Origin of the sequence: Streptomyces sp. NPDC020898, assembly GCF_044333925.1 — a bacterium.
Lineage (GTDB): Bacteria > Actinomycetota > Actinomycetes > Streptomycetales > Streptomycetaceae > Streptomyces.
The window spans coordinates 1,379,518-1,397,800 of sequence record NZ_JBIRRV010000001.1 but is presented as its reverse complement, the minus strand read 5'-3'; the positions used below and the strand labels follow the sequence as shown (position 1 = coordinate 1,397,800).

At 71.0% G+C, this 18,283-nt stretch carries 15 protein-coding genes; 9 read left to right on the top strand and 6 right to left on the bottom strand.

Annotated elements, in window-relative coordinates; genetic code table 11:
* Positions 1-694: 694 nt before the first annotated feature.
* The 3 genes from ACH4TV_RS06090 to ACH4TV_RS06080 all read right to left on the bottom strand — a co-directional run bounded on the left by ACH4TV_RS06090 (position 695) and on the right by ACH4TV_RS06080 (position 4,169).
* Positions 695-2,986 carry a heavy metal translocating P-type ATPase gene (locus tag ACH4TV_RS06090; RefSeq protein ID WP_398394648.1) on the bottom strand — a complete coding sequence of 764 codons (2,292 nt, stop codon included), beginning with the start codon at positions 2,984-2,986 and terminating at the stop codon, positions 695-697.
* Positions 2,987-3,005: 19 nt separating this feature from the next.
* On the bottom strand, positions 3,006-3,245 hold the full coding sequence (locus ACH4TV_RS06085) for a heavy-metal-associated domain-containing protein (RefSeq protein ID WP_398394646.1): 240 nt from the start codon (positions 3,243-3,245) through the stop codon (positions 3,006-3,008).
* 519 nt (positions 3,246-3,764) lie between these two features.
* Positions 3,765-4,169, bottom strand: coding sequence for an STAS domain-containing protein (locus tag ACH4TV_RS06080; RefSeq protein ID WP_398394644.1), 405 nt, complete (start codon positions 4,167-4,169; stop codon positions 3,765-3,767).
* Positions 4,170-4,501: 332 nt separating this feature from the next.
* On the opposite strand from ACH4TV_RS06080, the gene ACH4TV_RS06075 reads away from it, so the two are divergent.
* Positions 4,502-5,545, top strand: coding sequence for a zinc-dependent alcohol dehydrogenase family protein (locus tag ACH4TV_RS06075; protein ID WP_398394642.1), 1,044 nt, complete (start codon positions 4,502-4,504; stop codon positions 5,543-5,545).
* On the opposite strand, the gene ACH4TV_RS06070 is transcribed toward ACH4TV_RS06075, so the two are convergent.
* From ACH4TV_RS06070 to ACH4TV_RS06060, 3 genes are all read right to left on the bottom strand, one after another.
* The gene (locus ACH4TV_RS06070) at positions 5,448-6,092 is read right to left on the bottom strand and encodes a GNAT family N-acetyltransferase (protein ID WP_398394640.1); all 645 of its coding nucleotides are present in this window, start codon (positions 6,090-6,092) and stop codon (positions 5,448-5,450) included. The two genes, ACH4TV_RS06075 and ACH4TV_RS06070, sit on opposite strands and share 98 nt — an antisense overlap.
* A gap of 154 nt (positions 6,093-6,246) precedes the next feature.
* On the bottom strand, positions 6,247-6,447 hold the full coding sequence (locus tag ACH4TV_RS06065) for a helix-turn-helix transcriptional regulator (protein ID WP_398394638.1): 201 nt from the start codon (positions 6,445-6,447) through the stop codon (positions 6,247-6,249).
* A 292-nt stretch (positions 6,448-6,739) separates the two neighbouring features.
* Positions 6,740-7,678 (bottom strand): sugar phosphate isomerase/epimerase family protein, encoded by a 939-nt coding sequence (locus tag ACH4TV_RS06060; RefSeq protein WP_398394636.1) that lies wholly within the window; start codon positions 7,676-7,678, stop codon positions 6,740-6,742.
* Positions 7,679-7,803: 125 nt separating this feature from the next.
* On the opposite strand from ACH4TV_RS06060, the gene iolC reads away from it, so the two are divergent.
* From iolC to ACH4TV_RS06020, 8 genes are all read left to right on the top strand, one after another.
* Positions 7,804-8,754, top strand: a complete 951-nt coding sequence (iolC, locus tag ACH4TV_RS06055) for a 5-dehydro-2-deoxygluconokinase (protein WP_398394634.1) — start codon at positions 7,804-7,806, stop codon at positions 8,752-8,754.
* A 302-nt stretch (positions 8,755-9,056) separates the two neighbouring features.
* Entirely contained in the window at positions 9,057-9,986 is a 930-nt protein-coding gene (locus ACH4TV_RS06050; RefSeq protein ID WP_398394632.1) for a deoxyribose-phosphate aldolase, read from the top strand.
* 8 nt (positions 9,987-9,994) lie between these two features.
* The gene (iolB, locus tag ACH4TV_RS06045) at positions 9,995-10,825 is read left to right on the top strand and encodes a 5-deoxy-glucuronate isomerase (protein WP_398394627.1); all 831 of its coding nucleotides are present in this window, start codon (positions 9,995-9,997) and stop codon (positions 10,823-10,825) included.
* Positions 10,822-12,714: a 3D-(3,5/4)-trihydroxycyclohexane-1,2-dione acylhydrolase (decyclizing) gene (gene iolD / locus ACH4TV_RS06040; protein ID WP_398394625.1), complete on the top strand. Its 1,893-nt coding sequence runs from the start codon at positions 10,822-10,824 to the stop codon at positions 12,712-12,714. Before iolB ends, iolD begins: the two co-directional genes overlap by 4 nt.
* A 14-nt stretch (positions 12,715-12,728) precedes the next feature.
* Positions 12,729-14,231 carry a CoA-acylating methylmalonate-semialdehyde dehydrogenase gene (gene mmsA / locus ACH4TV_RS06035; protein ID WP_398394623.1) on the top strand — a complete coding sequence of 501 codons (1,503 nt, stop codon included), beginning with the start codon at positions 12,729-12,731 and terminating at the stop codon, positions 14,229-14,231.
* 228 nt (positions 14,232-14,459) lie between these two features.
* A complete protein-coding gene (locus ACH4TV_RS06030) occupies positions 14,460-14,594 on the top strand; it encodes a hypothetical protein (RefSeq protein ID WP_398394621.1) in 135 nt (44 codons plus the stop codon).
* 38 nt (positions 14,595-14,632) lie between these two features.
* Positions 14,633-17,296 (top strand): alpha/beta fold hydrolase, encoded by a 2,664-nt coding sequence (locus tag ACH4TV_RS06025; RefSeq protein WP_398394620.1) that lies wholly within the window; start codon positions 14,633-14,635, stop codon positions 17,294-17,296.
* The gene (locus ACH4TV_RS06020) at positions 17,293-18,156 is read left to right on the top strand and encodes an ABC transporter permease (RefSeq protein ID WP_398394618.1); all 864 of its coding nucleotides are present in this window, start codon (positions 17,293-17,295) and stop codon (positions 18,154-18,156) included. The genes ACH4TV_RS06025 and ACH4TV_RS06020 overlap by 4 nt, the downstream gene beginning before the upstream one ends.
* Positions 18,157-18,283 lie beyond the last annotated feature (127 nt).

The following is an 18,283-nucleotide window of genomic DNA, read 5'->3' as shown; positions in this document are numbered from 1 at the left end:
GGCGGGCCCGCGGTTTTGGATACAGCCCCGCGCCTCTTCGTGGCGCGAGGCGAACCGCACCTGACGTCGTGGACCCTGTTCGGTGAAAGCGGAAGGCGCCCTGCCGACGGTCCCCCCACGGGCCGGCGTACAGGGCGCCTTCCCATGTCCCGGTGCGGATTCCCCCCACGGGATCCGGCCGGGCGTTCGAGAGGACAGCGCCTGAATTCGCTATCACTGGTGTGCAGGCTGCCGAGGCCGCCGTTGTTGTGCGTACCGCCAAGACGGCGGCTGTTGAGCATAACGAGCAAAACTCGCCGTACTCCTGCTGTGTGCGATCTGCCGGGACGCGCACGCTGGGGTGGGCCGCTCAAGCTTCCCGGTGTACGAGTCCCGGCAACGCATCTCCGAGAGCGTCCCCCAAGACACCCTCAGACGTCATTCAACGCCCCCCAAGACGCTGTCTGACATCGCCAACTTAGACCTTCGAACCCCTTCGATGGTTACGTTCACAGCACTGTGATCTGCGTCTCTTGCATATGTCCGTTAGGTGCGCAAGAGCCTGAATGCGCCGATCGAGGCCCAAGCGTAAGGAAGATGCGCGAGCCTTGTGAAGAGCTTATGTGAGGCTCGCGTTGGACTCCAGAGGGACCCTTACCCGACTTGTGCGTACTCCGGGTAACTTCGGGCGGATCATGGCCGATCCCGGCCGATTTCAGCGGAACGTACGCAGTCGGAGGCTGTTCGTCACCACGAACACCGAGGAGAAGGCCATCGCCGCTCCCGCGATCATCGGATTCAGCAGGCCCGCGGCGGCCAGCGGCAGCGCGGCCACGTTGTAGCCGAAGGCCCACACCAGGTTGCCCTTGATGGTCGCGAGGGTCTTCCGGGACAGCCGGATGGCGTCGGCGGCCACCCGCAGGTCCCCGCGCACCAGCGTCAGATCGCTCGCCTCGATCGCCGCGTCCGTGCCCGTACCCATCGCCAGGCCGAGATCGGCGGTGGCCAGCGCCGCCGCGTCGTTGACCCCGTCGCCGACCATCGCGACGGTCCGCCCCTCGCCCTGCAGCCGTCGTACGGCGTCGACCTTCTCCTCGGGCAGCACCTCGGCGATCACCTGGTCGATCCCGACCGCGTCCGCCACCGCCTGGGCCACCGTCCGGTTGTCCCCGGTCAGCAGCACCGGTGTGAGTCCCAGGGCGCGCAGCTCGCGCACGGCCTCGGCGCTGGTCTCCTTGACCGCGTCGGCGACGGTGAGGACACCGCGTGCCACCCCGTCCCAGGCCACCACCACGGCCGTACGTCCGCCGCTCTCGGCCTCCGCCTTCGCGTGGGTCAACTCCTGCGGGAGCGGCGCCGACAGCCCCTCCACGAGCCGCCCGACGGCCACCTCGTGGCCCTCCACCCGCCCGCGTACGCCCCGCCCCGGGACGTTCTCGAACTCCTCAGCCGCCGGCAGCGCGCCCACCCGCTCCTCCGCGCCGGCGGCGATCGCCCGCGCGACCGGATGCTCGGAGGCGTGTTCGAGGGCACCCGCGAGCCGCAGCACCTGCTTCTCGTCGGCGCCCTCGGCGACGTACACCTCCTGGAGAGTCATCCGGCCCGTCGTCACCGTGCCCGTCTTGTCCAGGACGATCGTGTCGACGCGGCGGGTGGACTCCAGGACCTCGGGGCCCTTGATCAGGATGCCGAGCTGCGCCCCGCGCCCGGTGCCGACCATCAGCGCGGTCGGGGTGGCGAGGCCCAGCGCGCAGGGGCAGGCGATGATCAGCACGGCGACGGCGGCGGTGAAGGCGGCGACCGTGTCGCCCGTGACGCCGAGCCAGGCCCCGAACGTGGCGACCGCGATCAGCAGCACCGCCGGGACGAAGATCCCGGAGATCCGGTCGGCGAGCCGCTGCACCTCGGCCTTGCCGTTCTGCGCGTCCTCCACCAGCCGGGCCATCCGCGCGAGCTGGGTGTCCGCGCCGACCCGGCCGGCCTCGACGACCAGCCGGCCCCCGGCGTTCACGGTCGCGCCCGTGACGGCGTCCCCGGGGCCCACGTCGACCGGTACGGACTCGCCGGTCAGCATCGACGCGTCGACCGCCGAGATCCCCTCGACGACCGTGCCGTCGGTGGCGATCTTCTCGCCGGGCCGCACGACGAACCGGTCGTGGATCGCCAACTCGCCCACCGGGACGCGCACTTCACGCCCGCCGCGCAGCACCGAGACGTCTTTCGCGCCCAGTTGCATGAGCGCCCGCAGAGCCGCGCCCGAGCGCCGCTTGGCGCGGGCCTCCAGATAGCGGCCGAGGAGGATGAACGCGACGACCCCGGCGGCGACTTCGAGATAGATCTCCGAGGTGCCACCGGTGCGGGAGGCGGTGAACGAGAAGCTCTCCCGCACCCCCATCCCGTCCATCCCGGCCATGCCCTCCATCCCCGGCATCACGGGTCTGCCCGCGTCACCCCAGAACAGCGCCCACAGGGACCAGCCGTACGCGGCGAGCGTGCCGACCGAGACCAGGGTGTCCATGGTGGCCGCGCCGTGCCGGGCGTTGGTGAACGCGGCCCGGTGGAAGGGCAGTCCGCCCCAGACGACGACCGGCGAGGTGAGGGTCAGGGCGAGCCATCGCCAGTTGTCGAACTGGAGCGCCGGGACCATGGACATCAGCACGACGGGCACGGCGAGGAGCGCGGAGACGGTGAACCGCTGCCGCAGACCGGCCAGTTCGGGGTCCGCCTCCTGGTCGGCCGGGCCTTCCTCGACCGCGACCGGCGGGGGCGGCTCCTCGGCCGTGTACCCCGTCTTCACGACAGTGGCGATCAGGTCGTCGACCCCGACCCCGTCGGGGTACGAGATCTTCGCCTTCTCCGTCGCGTAGTTGACCGTGGCGAGGACGCCGTCCATACGGTTGAGCTTCTTCTCGACGCGGGCCGCGCAGGAGGCGCAGGTCATCCCGCCGATGGTCAGCTCGACCTCATGGGGTGCGGCGGTCGGCGTCTCTGTGCTGGTGCTGGTCATGGTCCCGGCGTATCCGGGGTCAGATCCGGCCGACGAGCTCGAAGCCCGCCTCGTCCACCGCGGCGCCGACCGCGGCCTCGTCGAGCGGGGCCTCTGACACGACGGTGACCTCGCCGGTGGAGGCGACGGCCTGTACCGAGGTGACACCCGCGAGCTCGGAGATCTCACCGGAGACCGAGCCCTCGCAGTGCCCGCAGCTCATTCCGCTCACCTTGTAGACGGTGGTGACGGAACCGGGGGTGTGGGTCTGCGCGGCCATGTAGTTCTCCTCATCGGGGGTAGTCGGGGCGTACGTGTCCCTTGGGACGCCTCAGGACGCTCAGGGTATACCCCTAGGGGGTACTAATCCAACCCGGTCAGTGGACGGTGGCCAGGACTGCCGAGGGGTCCAGTCGCCGTCCAGGGCGCCGGCACCGAAACACGCGGCCCCGCCCCGGCACCGACCCGCGTGCCCGGACCCCGGCACCGGAACACGCGGCCGGGCGCCCCGCCGCCGCGGCGAGCACCCCGGCCGGCTGCCGCTGACGGTGCCTCCCCCCGGTGGGCGCGGCGGGCGAGGACCTTCTGACCAGCCATGGGGCATCGGACCATCCCGCGCCGACGGTGCCCATGGTTCGCCGCGCACCCGGTCGCGTACAGGACAGGGTCGCCGACCGGTCCGCGGACAGGAGGCGCACTCCGGCGCGAGAGGGCCGCGGTCCTCTTACGCCGGGTGACGCCGGGTCGGCCTGGGCGGCGGGGAGCGGCCACGCGGTGGTGGTGCGGCGGTGCGGGTCCGTCAGGTCACGCCCATGGCGCGGGGCGACCGTCCGCCGTCCTGGCCGGAATCCACGGGCAGGTCGTCGGGGTCGAGGAAGACGAAGTCCCGCTCCGCGCACGCCAGCCGGAAGACCCGCATCACCCTTGCCGTGCCGCGTACGACCCGCAGCCTTCCGCCGCGGGCGACGGCACGCTCCTGGACGCGGTCCAGGAGCCGGAGGCCGCCGCCGTCCAGGAAGGTGACCTGGCGCAGGTCGACCACCACTTCGGGCGGATACCCGGCGATGAGCTGATCCGTCCGCGGCGCCAGTGCGAGCGACGCGTGGATGTCGATCTCCCCGCTCAGTTCGATGACGACGGTCGTGCTCGCGCCCTTCCCGGTGACGTGTTCCCGCATGACGAAGGCGGACTCGTCGGTGCTCATGGTGGACCCCCAGCAACATCCTGCGAACTCCCGCCCAGGCACCTGCCGGTCGGGTGGGCGACACCACCGGGGTCCTGGGCAGCGCCATCCTTACTACAGCACGGTGATGCCCGGTTGCCACCGGATTCGTACATGGCGGACGGAGTCGGGTTCACATCGGACAGCATCGGACGCGAAGGCCCGCCCACCGGCGGGCCGTTCCACCGCCCGCCGAGGTGACCGGGCGAGCCGGGCGGGCACGCGGTTGGTGTTCCGCCGCGTGATCCACGAAGCTCGGAGCCCTGGCTCTCCGGCACGGACGAGCACGAGGACGAGGGTGAGGGCGAGAGCGTATGCGCGCGGTGGTGTTCGAGCGGTACGGGGAACCGGCCGACGTACGGGAGGTGCCGGACCCGGCGCCCGCGCCGCACGGGGTCGTGGTGCGCGTCGAGGCCACCGGGCTGTGCCGGAGCGACTGGCACGGCTGGATGGGCCACGACCCCGACATCGCGCTGCCGCACGTGCCCGGCCATGAACTCGCCGGTGTCGTCGAGGCGGTCGGCGCCGGAGTGACCGGCTGGCGGTCCGGCGACCGGGTCACCGTGCCCTTCGTGTGCGCCTGCGGGAGCTGCGCGTCCTGCGCGGCCGGTGACCAGCAGGTGTGCGAGCGGCAGACCCAGCCGGGGTTCACGCACTGGGGTTCGTTCGCCGAGTTCGTGGCGCTGGACCACGCCGATGTGAACCTCGTCGCCGTACCGGAGGGGATGTCCTTCGGCACGGCGGCCTCGCTGGGCTGCCGGTTCGCGACGGCGTACCGGGCGGTGGTCCAGCAGGGGCGGGTGGCGGCGGGGGAGTGGGTCGCCGTGCACGGGTGCGGCGGGGTCGGCCTGTCCGCCGTGATGATCGCGGCGGCCTCGGGAGCACGGGTCGTCGCGGTCGACGTGTCACCGGGGGCCCTGGAACTGGCGCGGAAGTTCGGCGCGGCGGAGTGCGTGAACGCCGCCACGACCGACGACACGGCAGCCGCCGTACGTGAACTGACGGGCGGCGGATCCCAGTTGTCGCTGGACGCGCTCGGCTCACCGGTCACCTGCGCGGCCTCCGTGAACGGCCTGCGGCGCCGCGGCCGTCATGTCCAGGTCGGCCTGCTCCCGTCGGACACCGGCACAACACCCGTCCCGATGGCCCGCGTTGTCGCCCTCGAACTCCAACTCCTGGGCAGCCACGGCATGGCCGCCCACACCTACCCGCCGATGCTGGAGCTGGTACGGGCCGGCGTACTGCGGCCGGACCTCCTGGTCACGTCCACCATCCCGCTGACCGAGTCCCCGGCCGCGCTGGCGGCGATGGGCACGGCACCGGGGGCGGGGGTGACGGTTGTCGAACCGTGGCGCTGACCCGGCCCGCCCACTCGTGGTCGAGGATCGCCATCAGCACCGCGTCGGCCCACTCGCCCTCCCGCAGCTGAACCTCCCGCCGCACGCCTTCCACCACGAAGCCCACCTTCTCGTACACGCGCAGGGCCCGCCGGTTGTGGGCGTAGGCCTCCAACTCGATGCGGTGCAGGCCGAGTTGCTCGAAGCCGTACGCCACGATGAGTCGCGTCGCCTCGGTACCGAGGCCGCGTCCACGGCCCCTCGGGCCCAGCAACGTGCGGAACGTGCAACTCCGGCCGACCGGATCCCACTCGTACAGCACGACCTCGCCCACGAGTTCGCCGGTGGCACGGTCGGTCACGGCGAGGTCGAGGCGGTCGGTCTGGGCGGACCGTGAGCCGTACCAGGAACGCAGGCGGTCCAGGGTGATCACGGTGCCCGGCTCGAAGGTGAAGCGGATGACCTCGGGGTCCTCGACGATCTCGGCGATCACCTCGGCATCGGCCTCGGTGAACGGCCGCAGCACGGTCTTGTCACCGGTGAGCACGGGTTTGACGGAGAAGTCCATGCCCGGATCCTCGGCAGCGGCCCGGCGTACGGGCAAGCCAATAAAGAGGCGTGCCCCTCTCGGGAGGAGAGGGGCAGGAACAGATGGAGATGGAGATGGCGACAGAGGCCGAGATGGAGATGGAGCGTGGAACGGGTCCGGCGGATCAGTCGGATCAGTCGGATCTTCGGCCGCGGTTGCCGGGCCGGGCCGCGACCCAGGCCCGGACGGTGTCCGCGTACCAGTAGGGTTTTCCGCCCTCCACATGGTCGGGCGGGGGCAGCAGACCGTGTTTGCGGTACGAGCGCACGGTGTCCGGCTGGACACGGATGTGTGCGGCGATGTCTTTGTACGACCAGAGCCGTCGATCGGTCATCGGTTGCACCTCCCTGCGCGCACGTCACGGGGTCGGCCAGGGTCGGCCGTCGGGGGAGCCGGACGCTTGCGCTGGCGATCACAAAGCCTGTGCCCGCTGAACGACGCGCGGTGACTGTAGGTCAGTGCCTGTTGGCAGCACGTGACGCAGAACCCGCGTACGTGCGACATGTGTGACAGAAGGGGGGTGTTTGTGGCACAAGTGACGCAAAGGCGTACGCCCGCAGGCCGGAGCGGCGCATTGACCTGCAGGGCGTACGTCGATATGGGAAGGGAACGGTCCGGTCGGCCGGTCAGGCGCCGCAGGACCTCAGGAACGCGCGCGTCCGCTGGGCGATCGGCAGCGGCTTGTCCGGCTCGCACGGGTACATGTCCTGCTCGACGATCGCGAACAGGTCCACGTCCAGCTTCTGCGCGGCGGCCAGGACCGGGCCCAACTCGGGTACACCGGACGGGGGTTCGCACATGACACCGCGGGCGACCGCCGGGCCGAACGGGACCTCGTTCGCCCGTACGTCCGCGAGGATCTCCGGGTCGACCTGCTTGAGGTGCAGGTAGCCGATCCGCTCGCCGTAGGTCTCGATCAGCTTGACGCTGTCGCCGCCGCAGTAGGCGTAGTGGCCCGTGTCCAGGCACAGCGAGACGAGCGAGGAGTCGGTGCCGTCGAGGAAACGGGTGACGTTCTCCTCGCTGTCGATGTGCGTGTCGGCGTGCGGGTGGACGACGATGTCGAGGCCGTACCGCTCCCGCACCTCGTGGCCGAGACGCTCCGTCTGCGAGGTGAGATGGCCCCACTGCTCGGGCGTCAGCGTGTCCGGCTCCAGCACCTCACCGGTCTTGTCGTCCCGCCAGAAGGACGGGATGACCACCAGGTGGGACGCGCCCATGGCCTGGGTGAGGGCGGCGATGTCCGAGACGTGCGCCCAGGTCTTCTCCCAGACGTCGGGGCCGTGGTGCAGGCCCGTGAACACCGTGCCGGCGGACACCTTCAGGCCGCGCCTGGCGGTCTCGTCGGCGAGGACGGCCGGGTCGGAGGGCAGGTACCCGTACGGGCCCAGCTCGATCCACTCGTACCCGGACTGCGCCACCTCGTCGAGGAAGCGCTGCCAGGGGACCTGCTGGGGATCATCGGGGAACCACACGCCCCAGGAATCGGGCGCCGAGCCGATCCGGATGCGCGACAGCGGGGCACCCGACGGGGAGGAAGGGGACTGTGGCGACAACGTAGTCATGGGCGTCAGCTTCAGCTGATCCCGGGACGCGTGTCAAGGTCTGGTCCGAATGTCCGGACAAAGTATTGACAGGGCTCCGGGAACCGGGCTAGATCTGTGTGCTGAGCCGACACGAAGGGAAACCGATGGCGTACGACGTGATCACCATGGGGCGGATCGGAGTGGACCTGTATCCACTCCAGACGGGTGTGCCGCTCGCCCAGGTGACGACCTTCGGGAAGTTCCTCGGCGGGTCGGCGACGAACGTCGCGGTCGCCGCGTCCCGCCTGGGGCGGAGCACCGCGGTGATCACGCGGACCGGGGACGACGCCTTCGGACGCTACCTGCACGAGGCCCTGCGCGACTTCGGCGTGGACGACCGCTGGGTCACGTCCGTGCCCGGACTGGCGACCCCGGTCACGTTCTGCGAGGTCTTCCCGCCGGACGACTTCCCGCTGTACTTCTACCGGCAGCCCAAGGCGCCGGATCTTGAGATCGATGCCCACGAGCTGGACCTGGACGAGGTCCGCGCGGCGAACATCTTCTGGGTGACGGGCACCGGCCTGAGCGAGGAGCCTAGCCGCACGGCGACCCTGGCCGCCCTCACCCACCGCGCCAAGTCCGGTACGACGGTCTTCGACCTCGACTGGCGCCCCATGTTCTGGAAGGACCCGGCGGAAGCCCGCCCCTTCTACGTCGAGGCCCTCCGCCACACCACCGTCGCCGTCGGCAACCTGGACGAGGTGGAGGTGGCCACCGGCGTACGCGAGCCGCACGCCGCCGCCCGCGCTCTCCTCGACGCCGGCGTCGAACTGGCGGTCGTCAAGCAGGGCCCCAAGGGCGTCCTCGCGGTCAACAGCAAGGGCGAGACGGCCGAGGTGCCCCCGCTCCCGGTGACCGTCCTCAACGGCCTCGGCGCGGGTGACGCTTTCGGCGGCTCCCTCTGCCACGGCCTCCTCGAAGGCTGGGACCTGGAACGCATCATGCGGTACGCCAACGCGGCCGGCGCGATCGTCGCCTCCCGCCTTGAGTGCTCGTCCGCGATGCCCACCCCGACCGAGGTCGAGGCGGCACTCGCGGCAGGAGCGGTGCTGTGAGCGCCGGAGCAGCGCAGACGCGGGACGGGAGTGGTTCGGTGGCTGGGCCTGTAGGTGGTCGAGTGGCTGAGCCAGCGAGTGGCCAGGTGGCTGAGCCGGCAAGTGGTCGAGTGGATGAGTCAGCGAGTGGCCCGGTGGCTCAGCCACTGACCGGTCGAGTGGCTGAGCCAGTGACTGGCGGAGTGGCTGAGCCAGTGGGTGGCCGAGTGGCTGAGCCGGCGGGTGGTTCGGTGGCTGAGCCACTGACCGGCCGCGTGGCCGAGTCGGCGAGTGGCCCAGTGGGTCGGCCGCTGGCAGGCCGAGTGGCCGAGCCAGCAAGTGGCTCGGCAGGCAGCCCGGCCAACCCAGTCAGCCCCGTAGACATCTCCGCCCTCGCCGCCACCCGCGCCCGGCACCCCGAGGCGATCGCGGAAGCCGCGGCGCGCCGGACCCGGCGGCCCCTCCTCGGGGACTCCGGCCGGCTGATGATCGTCGCCGCCGACCACCCGGCCCGTGGCGCCCTCGGCGTCGGTAACCGCAAGCTGGCGATGGCGAACCGCGCCGACCTGCTCGAACGCCTGTGCCTGGCGCTCTCCCGTCCCGGTGTCGACGGTGTCCTCGCGACCGCCGACATCCTGGACGACCTGCTCCTGCTCGGCGCCCTGGACGGCAAGGTCGTCATGGGGTCGATGAACCGTGGCGGTCTCTCGGGCGCGTCCTTCGAGCTCGACGACCGCTTCACCGGCCACCGCCCCGAGGACATGGCACGCCTCGGCTTCGACGCGGGCAAACTGCTGGTGCGCATCGACTACGAGGACCCGGGCTCCCTCGCCACCCTGGAGTCCACCGCCCACGCGATCGACGCGATGGCGGAGCGGCAACTCCCCCTCTTCGTCGAGCCGTTCATCAGCCGGCGCGGCCCCGACGGCAAGGTCCGCAACGACCTCTCCGCCGAGGCCGTCACCAAGTCCATCGCCATCGCTTCGGGCCTGGGCGGCAGTTCGGCGTACACGTGGCTGAAGGTTCCCGTCACCGAGAACCCGGACGACATGGCGGAGGTCATGCAGACCTCGACCCTGCCGGCCGTGCTGCTCGGCGGCGAGGTCGGCGACGACCAGGAGGGCGCGTACGAGAAGTGGCGCGGTGCGCTGCAACTCCCCACCGTCCAGGGCCTGGTGGTCGGCCGTTCGCTGCTGTACCCGGCGGACGGTGATGTGGCCGCCGCCGTGGACACCGCCGTCGGACTGCTGTGAGGCGCGCGATGACCGAGCTGTACGTCGAAAGCGGCACCTCCGCGAACGGGCAGTACGCCGTCGACATCGACCCGAAGCGGGCCGGCTGGACCCACAGCAGCCTGCGTGTCGTCGAGTTGGCCCCCGGCGGCACCCACACGTTCACCTCCGGTGACAGCGAGTGGATCGTCCTGCCGCTCAACGGCGGTTGTACGGTGCGAGTAGAGGACGGCACCACGCACGACGAGTTCCAACTCCTGGGCAGGGAAAGCGTGTTCGCGTCGGTCACCGACTTCGCATACGTACCCCGGGACACCCAGGCACAGATCGCCTCCGGCGCGGGAGGCCGCTTCGCCCTGGCAGGAGCGAAGTGTGGGCGACAACTCCCCGCTCGCTACGGCCCCGCGCCGGAGGTCCCCCTCGAAGAACGCGGCACCGGCAACCGCACCCGCCACGTCCGCAACTTCGCCTCCGCCGACGCCTTCGACTGCGACAAGCTGATCGCCGTCGAGGTCATCACGCCCGGCGGCAACTGGTCCTCGTACCCGCCGCACAAGCATGACGAGCACCGGCCGGGCGTGGAAGCGGAGTTGGAGGAGATCTACTACTTCGAGATCGACGGCCCGAACGGTTTCGGCTATCAGCGCGTATCCCCTTCCCGTGAGGGCGGATCCGACGTCCTCGCGGAGGTCCGCTCCGGCGACGCCGTCCTCGTACCCGACGGATGGCACGGCCCTTCCATCGCCCAGCCCGGCCACGACATGTACTACCTCAACGTCATGGCGGGGCCGGGTGAGACGCGGGAGTGGCGGATCTGCTTCCACCCGGCCCACGTAGAAAGCACAGGGGGATACCGATGACCCCGCAGACCTCAATGACGAGGCTCACGGTCGCGCAGGCGCTCGTACGCTTCCTGGCCGCCCAGTACACCGAACGGGACGGCGTCCGCCGCCGGTTGATCGAGTCGACCTGGGGCATCTTCGGCCACGGGAACGTCGCCGGCCTCGGCCAGGCGCTCATCGAGTACGGCGACGAGATGCCGTTCCACCAGGGCCGCAACGAACAGTCCATGGTGCACGCGGCAGTTGGCTACGCCCGCCAGTCCAACCGCCTCTCCACGCACGCCGTGACGACCTCGATCGGCCCCGGCGCGACCAACCTCGTCACCGGCGCCGCGCTCGCCACGATCAACCACCTCCCGGTCCTGCTCCTCCCCGGCGACACCTTCGCGACCCGCACGGCGGACCCGGTCCTCCAGCAGCTCGAAGTCCCGTACGCCGGCGATGTGTCGGTCAACGACTGCCTGCGCCCCGTGTCGAGGTACTTCGACCGCGTCACGCGCCCCGAGGCACTGATCCCGGCCGCGCTGCAGGCAATGCGCGTACTGACGGACCCTGTTGAGACGGGCGCCGTAACTCTCGCTCTCCCGCAGGACGTTCAGGCCGAGGCGTACGACTGGCCGGACGAGTTCTTCGCCGACCGCGTGTGGCACGTACGCCGCCCGGCCGCCGACCCCGACGAGCTGACGGAGGCGGTACAGGCGATCCGTACCGCCCGCCGCCCCCTGATCGTGGCAGGCGGCGGAGTCCACCACAGCCGAGCCGAAGAGACGCTGGCGGAGTTCGCTTCGTCGACCCGCATCCCGGTCGCCTCCACCCAGGCAGGCAAGGGCTCCCTGCGCCACGACCACCCCCAGGACGTAGGCGGTATCGGCCACACCGGCACGGCGACGGCGGACGAACTCGCCCGCACAGCCGACCTGGTGATAGGCATCGGCACCCGCTACACGGACTTCACCACGGCCTCCCACACCCTGTTCGAGTCGCCGGACGTCCGCTTCCTGAACCTCAACATCGCCCCGTACGACGGCCACAAGCTGTCCGCCACCCCGCTGATCGCGGACGCCCGCAGCGGCTTGCAGCAGCTGACCGAGGCGCTCCAGATGCACGACCACCGGGTCACGGACGCGTACGTCGGCGAGTACACCGAGGACAAGGAACGCTGGGAACAGCGCGTCGACGCGGCCTACGAGGCCGACGAGCCGGACGTACGCCCCACGCAGCCCCAGGTCCTGGGCGCGCTGGACGAGATCGCCGACGAGTCGGACGTGATCATCAACGCGGCCGGCTCGCTCCCCGGTGACCTGCACAAACTGTGGCGCGCGCGGTCGCGGGACCAGTACCACCTCGAATACGGCTACTCGTGCATGGGGTACGAGATCCCGGCCGCGATCGGTGTGAAGCTGGCGGCGCCCGAGCGTCCCGTCTGGGCGCTGGTGGGCGACGGCACGTATCTGATGATGCCGACGGAGATCGTGACGGCCGTGCAGGAGGGGATCGCCATCAAGATCCTCCTGATCCAGAACCACGGCTACGCGTCCATCGGCGGTCTGTCGGAGTCGGTGGGCGGCGAGCGCTTCGGCACCGCCTACCGCTACCAGGCGGACGACGGAACCTACACGGGCGCCCCGCTGCCCGTGGACCTGGCCGCCAATGTGGCCAGCCTTGGCATGCGCGTCCTGCGCGCGAAGACGGTACGGGAGCTGCGGGCGGCGCTCGCCGAGGCCCGTACCGCCGACTCTCCCACTTGTGTCTACGTCGAGACCCAAACGGCAGACACAGTGTCGGGCGCGCCTCCGGCGCAGGCCTGGTGGGATGTCCCTGTGGCCGAGACCGCGACCCGCCCGTCAGCGGTCAAGGCACGTGAGCTGTACGAACGGCACGTCTCTACCCGACGCCGCCATCTGTGAAGGAGAACCTGGGCATGACGAAGATCGTCAACCACTGGATCGGCGGCAAGACCGTCGAAGGCGCGTCGGGCACGTACGGGCCGGTCACCGACCCCGCGACCGGCGCGGTCACCACGAACGTCGCTTTCGCCACCGTCGACGAGGTCGACGCGGCGGTAGCGGCGGCCAAGGACGCGTACGCGACCTGGGGCAAGTCGTCCCTGGCCAAGCGCAGCACCATCCTCTTCAAGTTCCGCGCGCTGCTGGACGCGAACCGTGACGCGATCGCCGAGCTGATCACTGCCGAGCACGGCAAGGTGCACAGCGACGCGCTGGGCGAAGTGGCCCGCGGCCTGGAGATCGTCGAACTCGCGTGCGGTATCACCGTGCAGCTGAAGGGCGAGCTGTCGACGGAGGTGGCGAGCCGTGTCGACGTCTCGTCCATCCGCCAGCCGCTGGGTGTCGTCGCCGGCATCACGCCGTTCAACTTCCCGGCCATGGTGCCGATGTGGATGTTCCCGCTGGCCATCGCGTGCGGCAACACGTTCGTGCTGAAGCCGTCCGAGAAGGACCCGTCGACCGCGCTCAAGCTCGCCGAACTGCTGTCCGAGGCGGGCCTGCCCGACGGCGTCTTCAACGTCGTCAACGGCGACAAGGTGGCGGTCGACCGTCTCCTGGAGCACCCGGACGTCAAGGCGATCTCGTTCGTCGGCTCGACCCCGATCGCCCGCTACATCCACACCACGGCCTCGGCGAACGGCAAGCGTGTCCAGGCCCTGGGCGGCGCCAAGAACCACATGCTGGTCCTCCCGGACGCGGACCTGGACTCGGCGGCCGACGCCGCTGTCTCCGCCGCCTACGGCTCGGCGGGCGAGCGCTGCATGGCGATCTCCGCGGTCGTCGCGGTGGGCGCGATCGGCGACGAGCTGGTCGAGAAGATCCGCGAGCGCGCCGAGAAGATCAAGATCGGCCCCGGCAACGACCCCACCTCCGAGATGGGCCCGCTGATCACCGCGGTCCACCGCGACAAGGTGGCCTCGTACGTCACGGGTGCGGCGGCCGAGGGCGCGGAAGTCGTCCTCGACGGCAGCGGCTACACGGTCGAGGGCTTCGAGGACGGCCACTGGATCGGCATCTCGCTCCTCGACAAGGTCCCGACCTCGGCGAAGGCCTACACGGACGAGATCTTCGGCCCGGTGCTGTGCGTGCTGCGCGTCGACACGTACGACGAGGGCGTGGCGCTGATCAACAGCTCCCCCTTCGGCAACGGCACCGCGATCTTCACCCGGGACGGTGGCGCCGCCCGCCGCTTCCAGATGGAGATCGAGGCCGGCATGGTCGGCGTCAACGTCCCGATCCCGGTCCCGGTGGGCTACCACTCCTTCGGCGGCTGGAAGGACTCCCTCTTCGGGGACCACCACATCTACGGCAACGACGGCACCCACTTCTACACCCGAGGCAAGGTCGTCACCACCCGCTGGCCCGACCCGGCGGACGGCCCCTCAGCCGTGGACCTGGGCTTCCCGCGCAACCACTGAGCGAGTTCCTGTTGTACGCCGGTGCCCGCCTCCTTACTGGGGGCGGGCACCGGCGTTACGCGGCCCAGCTGCCGGGGGCCTTGGGGAAGGCGGCGCGGAATCGCGCCCTTCAGGGGCGCGGGGCTGTATCGATCTGCGGCTCCGCCGCGGGGCGCGACCAGCCCCCACGGGCCCGCGGTCAACGAACTACACGCGCCTCGAAGTCCTCACCCGAACAGGTGCTCGGCGGTGGCCACCTCGACGACCGTCACGGCGCGGCGCATCTCCCCAGCCCGCATCTCCAAGGGCCCGTTCGTACCACGGCTGGTGTACGCCGGTCCCGTGCCGTACGCCCGCAGGATGGTGGGAGGTTCCGACCGGTGATGGCCTCGGATGTCAGTGCGGACACGTACCGTTGACGCATGGATCTTCGAATGCCCGGACTGCGAGGGGCGCGGCCCCGGCGGCCACGGCGGCTCGTCGCCGCCGTGGCCGCCGCCGTCGTACTCGCCGGTGCCGGTACGTGGACGGCCGTCGCCTCGGACGACACGCCCGCGGTGCACCGCGCCGACCGCATCATGGACATGGGCGGCGGGGTGCACCTCGACACCTCGTACTTCACCTCGGGGCCGGACTCCGACCGCCGTCCCGCCGTTCTCCTCGCGCACGGATTCGGCGGCAGCAAGGACGACCTGCGGGACCAGGCCCAGGACCTCGCCCGCGACGGATACGCGGTGCTGACCTGGTCAGCACGCGGGTTCGGCAGATCGACCGGGAAGATCGGGCTGAACGACCCGAAGGCCGAGGTCGCCGACGTCTCCAAGCTGATCGACTGGCTGGCCAAGCGCCCCGAGGTCCAGCTCGACAAGAGCGGCGACCCGCGCGTGGGCATGGCCGGCGGGTCCTACGGCGGCGCGATCTCGCTCCTCGCCGCCGGATACGACGACCGGGTCGACGCCATCGCGCCCGCGATCACCTACTGGAACCTCGCGGACGCCCTCTTCCCGAACGGCGTCTTCAAGAAGCAGTGGGCCGGCATCTTCATCAACACCGGCGGCGGCTGCGACCAGTTCGAGGCCACGCTGTGTGAGATGTACGACAGGGTCGCCGAGGCCGGCAAGCCGGACGCCGAGGCCACCACCCTCCTCGCCGACCGGTCGCCGTCAGCCGTCGGCAACCGCATCAAGGTGCCCACCCTGCTGATCCAGGGCCAGACCGACTCCCTCTTCCCGCTAGGCCAGGCCGACGCCGCCGCAAAGGCGATCCGCGCCAACGGCGCCCCCGTGGACGTCGACTGGATCTCCGGCGGCCATGACGGCGGCGACCTGGAGACGAGCCGTGTCCAGTCCCGGGTCACCTCCTGGTTCGACCGCTACCTGAAGAACGACAAGGGCACCGACACCGGCCCCGCCTTCCGCGTCACCCGCACCGGCGGCATCGACTCGACGGACGGCGCGGCAACCCTCCGCGGCGCCACCTCGGACACCTACCCGGGGCTCGAGAGCGGGCAGCGCGCGGTCACCCTGACCGGCAGCGAGCAGACGTTCGACAACCCGGCCGGCGCCAACCCGCCCGCCGTGTCCTCCCTGCCCGGCCTCGGCGCGGCGGGCGGCCTGTCCCAGCTCTCCTCACTCGGCGTCGGCCTCTCGATCGACTTCCCGGGCCAGAACGCGCGCTTCGACTCGGCGCCGGTCGTCGACGACGTACGGATCACCGGTTCCCCCACGGCGACCGTCCACATCAAGTCGACCAGCGAGGACGCGGTCCTCTTCGCCAAGGTGTACGACGTCTCGGCGAACGGCGGCCAGCAGGTCCTGCCCGCCCAGCTCGTCACCCCGATCAGGGTCGAGGGCGCCAAGGAGGGCAAGGACGTCACGATTACCCTCCCGGCGATCGACCACGAGGTCGAACAGGGCCACCGCCTGCGCCTGGTCCTCGCCTCCACGGATCTCGGCTACGCGTCACCGGTCGCCCCGGCCTCGTACACCGTCTCCCTGAAGGGCGACCTGGAGATCCCCACCGCCCCCGGCGTCACCACGGCCTCGGCCGGGCTGCCCGCCTGGGTGTGGTGGCTGCCCCTCGCGGGCGCCGGGCTCGCCCTGGCCCTGCTCCTGTCCGGCCGCCGGCGTACGGCGGCACCCTCCGCCCCGGACCCCGAACTGGCCGAAGTCCCGCTCCAGATCACCGACTTGAGCAAGCGGTACGCCAAGTCCTCGGACCGGTACGCCGTACGGGACCTGTCGTTCCGCGTCGAGAAGGGCCAGGTCCTCGGACTCCTGGGCCCCAACGGCGCCGGCAAGACGACGACCCTGCGCATGCTGATGGGCCTCATCAAGCCGGACGACGGCGAGATCCGTGTCTTCGGGCACGCCATCCGCCCCGGAGCCCCCGTGCTCTCCCGCGTCGGCGCCTTCGTCGAGGGCGCCGGCTTCCTCCCGCACCTCTCCGGCCGCGAGAACCTGGAGCTGTACTGGCAGGCGACAGGCCGCCCGGCCGAGGACGCGCACATGGACGAGGCCCTGGAGATCGCGGGCCTCGGCGACGCACTCGCGCGCGCGGTCCGCACGTACTCCCAGGGCATGCGCCAGCGCCTGGCCATCGCCCAGGCCATGCTCGGCCTGCCCGACCTCCTCATCCTCGACGAACCGACCAACGGCCTCGACCCGCCCCAGATCCGCGAGATGCGCGAGGTGCTGATCCGGTACGCGGAGGCCGGCCGCACGGTGATCGTCTCCAGCCACCTGCTGGCGGAGGTCGAGCAGACCTGCACGCACCTCGTCGTCATGGACCGCGGCAAGCTGGTCCAGGCGGGCCCGGTCAGCGAGATCATCGGCTCCGGCGACACCCTGCTCGTCGGCACCACCACCCCCGTGGAGGAGCCGATCGTCGAGAAGGTGGCCGCCCTCCCGGGCATCGTCACCGCGGTACGCACCGACGACGGCCTCCTGGTCCGGCTCGCCCCCGACGACGGCAGCGCCCAGCGCCTCGTCGTCGAACTCGTCCGCCTCGAAGTGCCCGTGGAGTCGGTGGGCCCCCACCGACGCCTCGAAGACGCCTTCCTCACCCTGATCGGAGGTTCCGCATGAGCACGCTCGTGGAGCGGGCGGAGACCGCCGACGGGTACCGCGCCCGGCGGACACTGCCCCTGCGCGTCGAGCTGGTCCGCCAGCTCAAGCGCCGCCGTACGCTCGTCATGGGCGGCATCCTCGCCGCGCTGCCGTTCATCCTCGTCGCCGCGTTCGCGATCGGCGGCGAGCCCGACGGGCGCAACGGCCAGGTCACCCTGATGGACACGGCCACCGCGTCCGGCGCCAACTTCGTCGCCGTCAACCTCTTCGTCTCCGCGGGCTTCCTGCTCGTCATCCCCGTCGCCCTGTTCTGCGGGGACACGGTCGCCTCGGAGGCCAGCTGGTCCTCCCTGCGCTATCTGCTGGCCGCCCCGGTGCCGCGCGCCCGCCTCCTGTGGTCCAAGCTCGCCGTCGCCCTCGGCATGAGCCTGGCCGCGATGGTGCTGCTGCCGGTAGTGGCCATCGCCGTCGGCACGGCGGCCTATGGCTGGGGCCCCCTGGAGATCCCCACCGGCGGTTCGCTGTCCGCGGGCACGGCGGCCCAGCGTCTGGTGGTGGTCGTGGGATACCTCTTCGTGTCCCAACTGGTCACCGCCGGGCTGGCGTTCTGGCTGTCGACGAAGACGGACGCCCCCCTGGGCGCGGTCGGCGGCGCTGTCGGCCTGACCATCGTCGGCAACGTCCTGGACGCCGTGACGGCCCTCGGAGGCTGGCGCGACTTCCTGCCCGCGCACTGGCAGTTCGCCTGGGCCGACGCCATCCAGCCCCGCCCGGAGTGGGGCGGCATGATCCAGGGGACGGCGGTTTCCGTAACGTACGCCCTGGTGCTGTTCGCCCTGGCCTTCCGGGGTTTCGCCCGCAAGGACATCGTCTCCTAGGTCACCGGAGGATCACCTACCGGTCTCGGAGGCCGCCTGCCGTGGCCACTTCGAGATCCATCCGCAACACCCCGTACCGCACATTCCCGCCCCCTCCGCCGTCACAGTCACAGAGGTTGACGTCGGC

Bases quoted from the DNA above. Each gene is read 5' to 3' on its own strand.
- ACH4TV_RS06090 (WP_398394648.1), bottom strand. From the start codon at position 2,986: ATGACCAGCACCAGCACAGAGACGCCGACCGCCGCACCCCATGAGGTC.
- ACH4TV_RS06085 (WP_398394646.1), bottom strand. From the start codon at position 3,245: ATGGCCGCGCAGACCCACACCCCCGGTTCCGTCACCACCGTCTACAAG.
- ACH4TV_RS06080 (WP_398394644.1), bottom strand. From the start codon at position 4,169: ATGAGCACCGACGAGTCCGCCTTCGTCATGCGGGAACACGTCACCGGG.
- ACH4TV_RS06075 (WP_398394642.1), top strand. From the start codon at position 4,502: ATGCGCGCGGTGGTGTTCGAGCGGTACGGGGAACCGGCCGACGTACGG.
- ACH4TV_RS06070 (WP_398394640.1), bottom strand. From the start codon at position 6,092: ATGGACTTCTCCGTCAAACCCGTGCTCACCGGTGACAAGACCGTGCTG.
- ACH4TV_RS06065 (WP_398394638.1), bottom strand. From the start codon at position 6,447: ATGACCGATCGACGGCTCTGGTCGTACAAAGACATCGCCGCACACATC.
- ACH4TV_RS06060 (WP_398394636.1), bottom strand. From the start codon at position 7,678: ATGACTACGTTGTCGCCACAGTCCCCTTCCTCCCCGTCGGGTGCCCCG.
- iolC (WP_398394634.1), top strand. From the start codon at position 7,804: ATGGCGTACGACGTGATCACCATGGGGCGGATCGGAGTGGACCTGTAT.
- iolB (WP_398394627.1), top strand. From the start codon at position 9,995: ATGACCGAGCTGTACGTCGAAAGCGGCACCTCCGCGAACGGGCAGTAC.
- iolD (WP_398394625.1), top strand. From the start codon at position 10,822: ATGACCCCGCAGACCTCAATGACGAGGCTCACGGTCGCGCAGGCGCTC.
- mmsA (WP_398394623.1), top strand. From the start codon at position 12,729: ATGACGAAGATCGTCAACCACTGGATCGGCGGCAAGACCGTCGAAGGC.
- ACH4TV_RS06025 (WP_398394620.1), top strand. From the start codon at position 14,633: ATGGATCTTCGAATGCCCGGACTGCGAGGGGCGCGGCCCCGGCGGCCA.
- ACH4TV_RS06020 (WP_398394618.1), top strand. From the start codon at position 17,293: ATGAGCACGCTCGTGGAGCGGGCGGAGACCGCCGACGGGTACCGCGCC.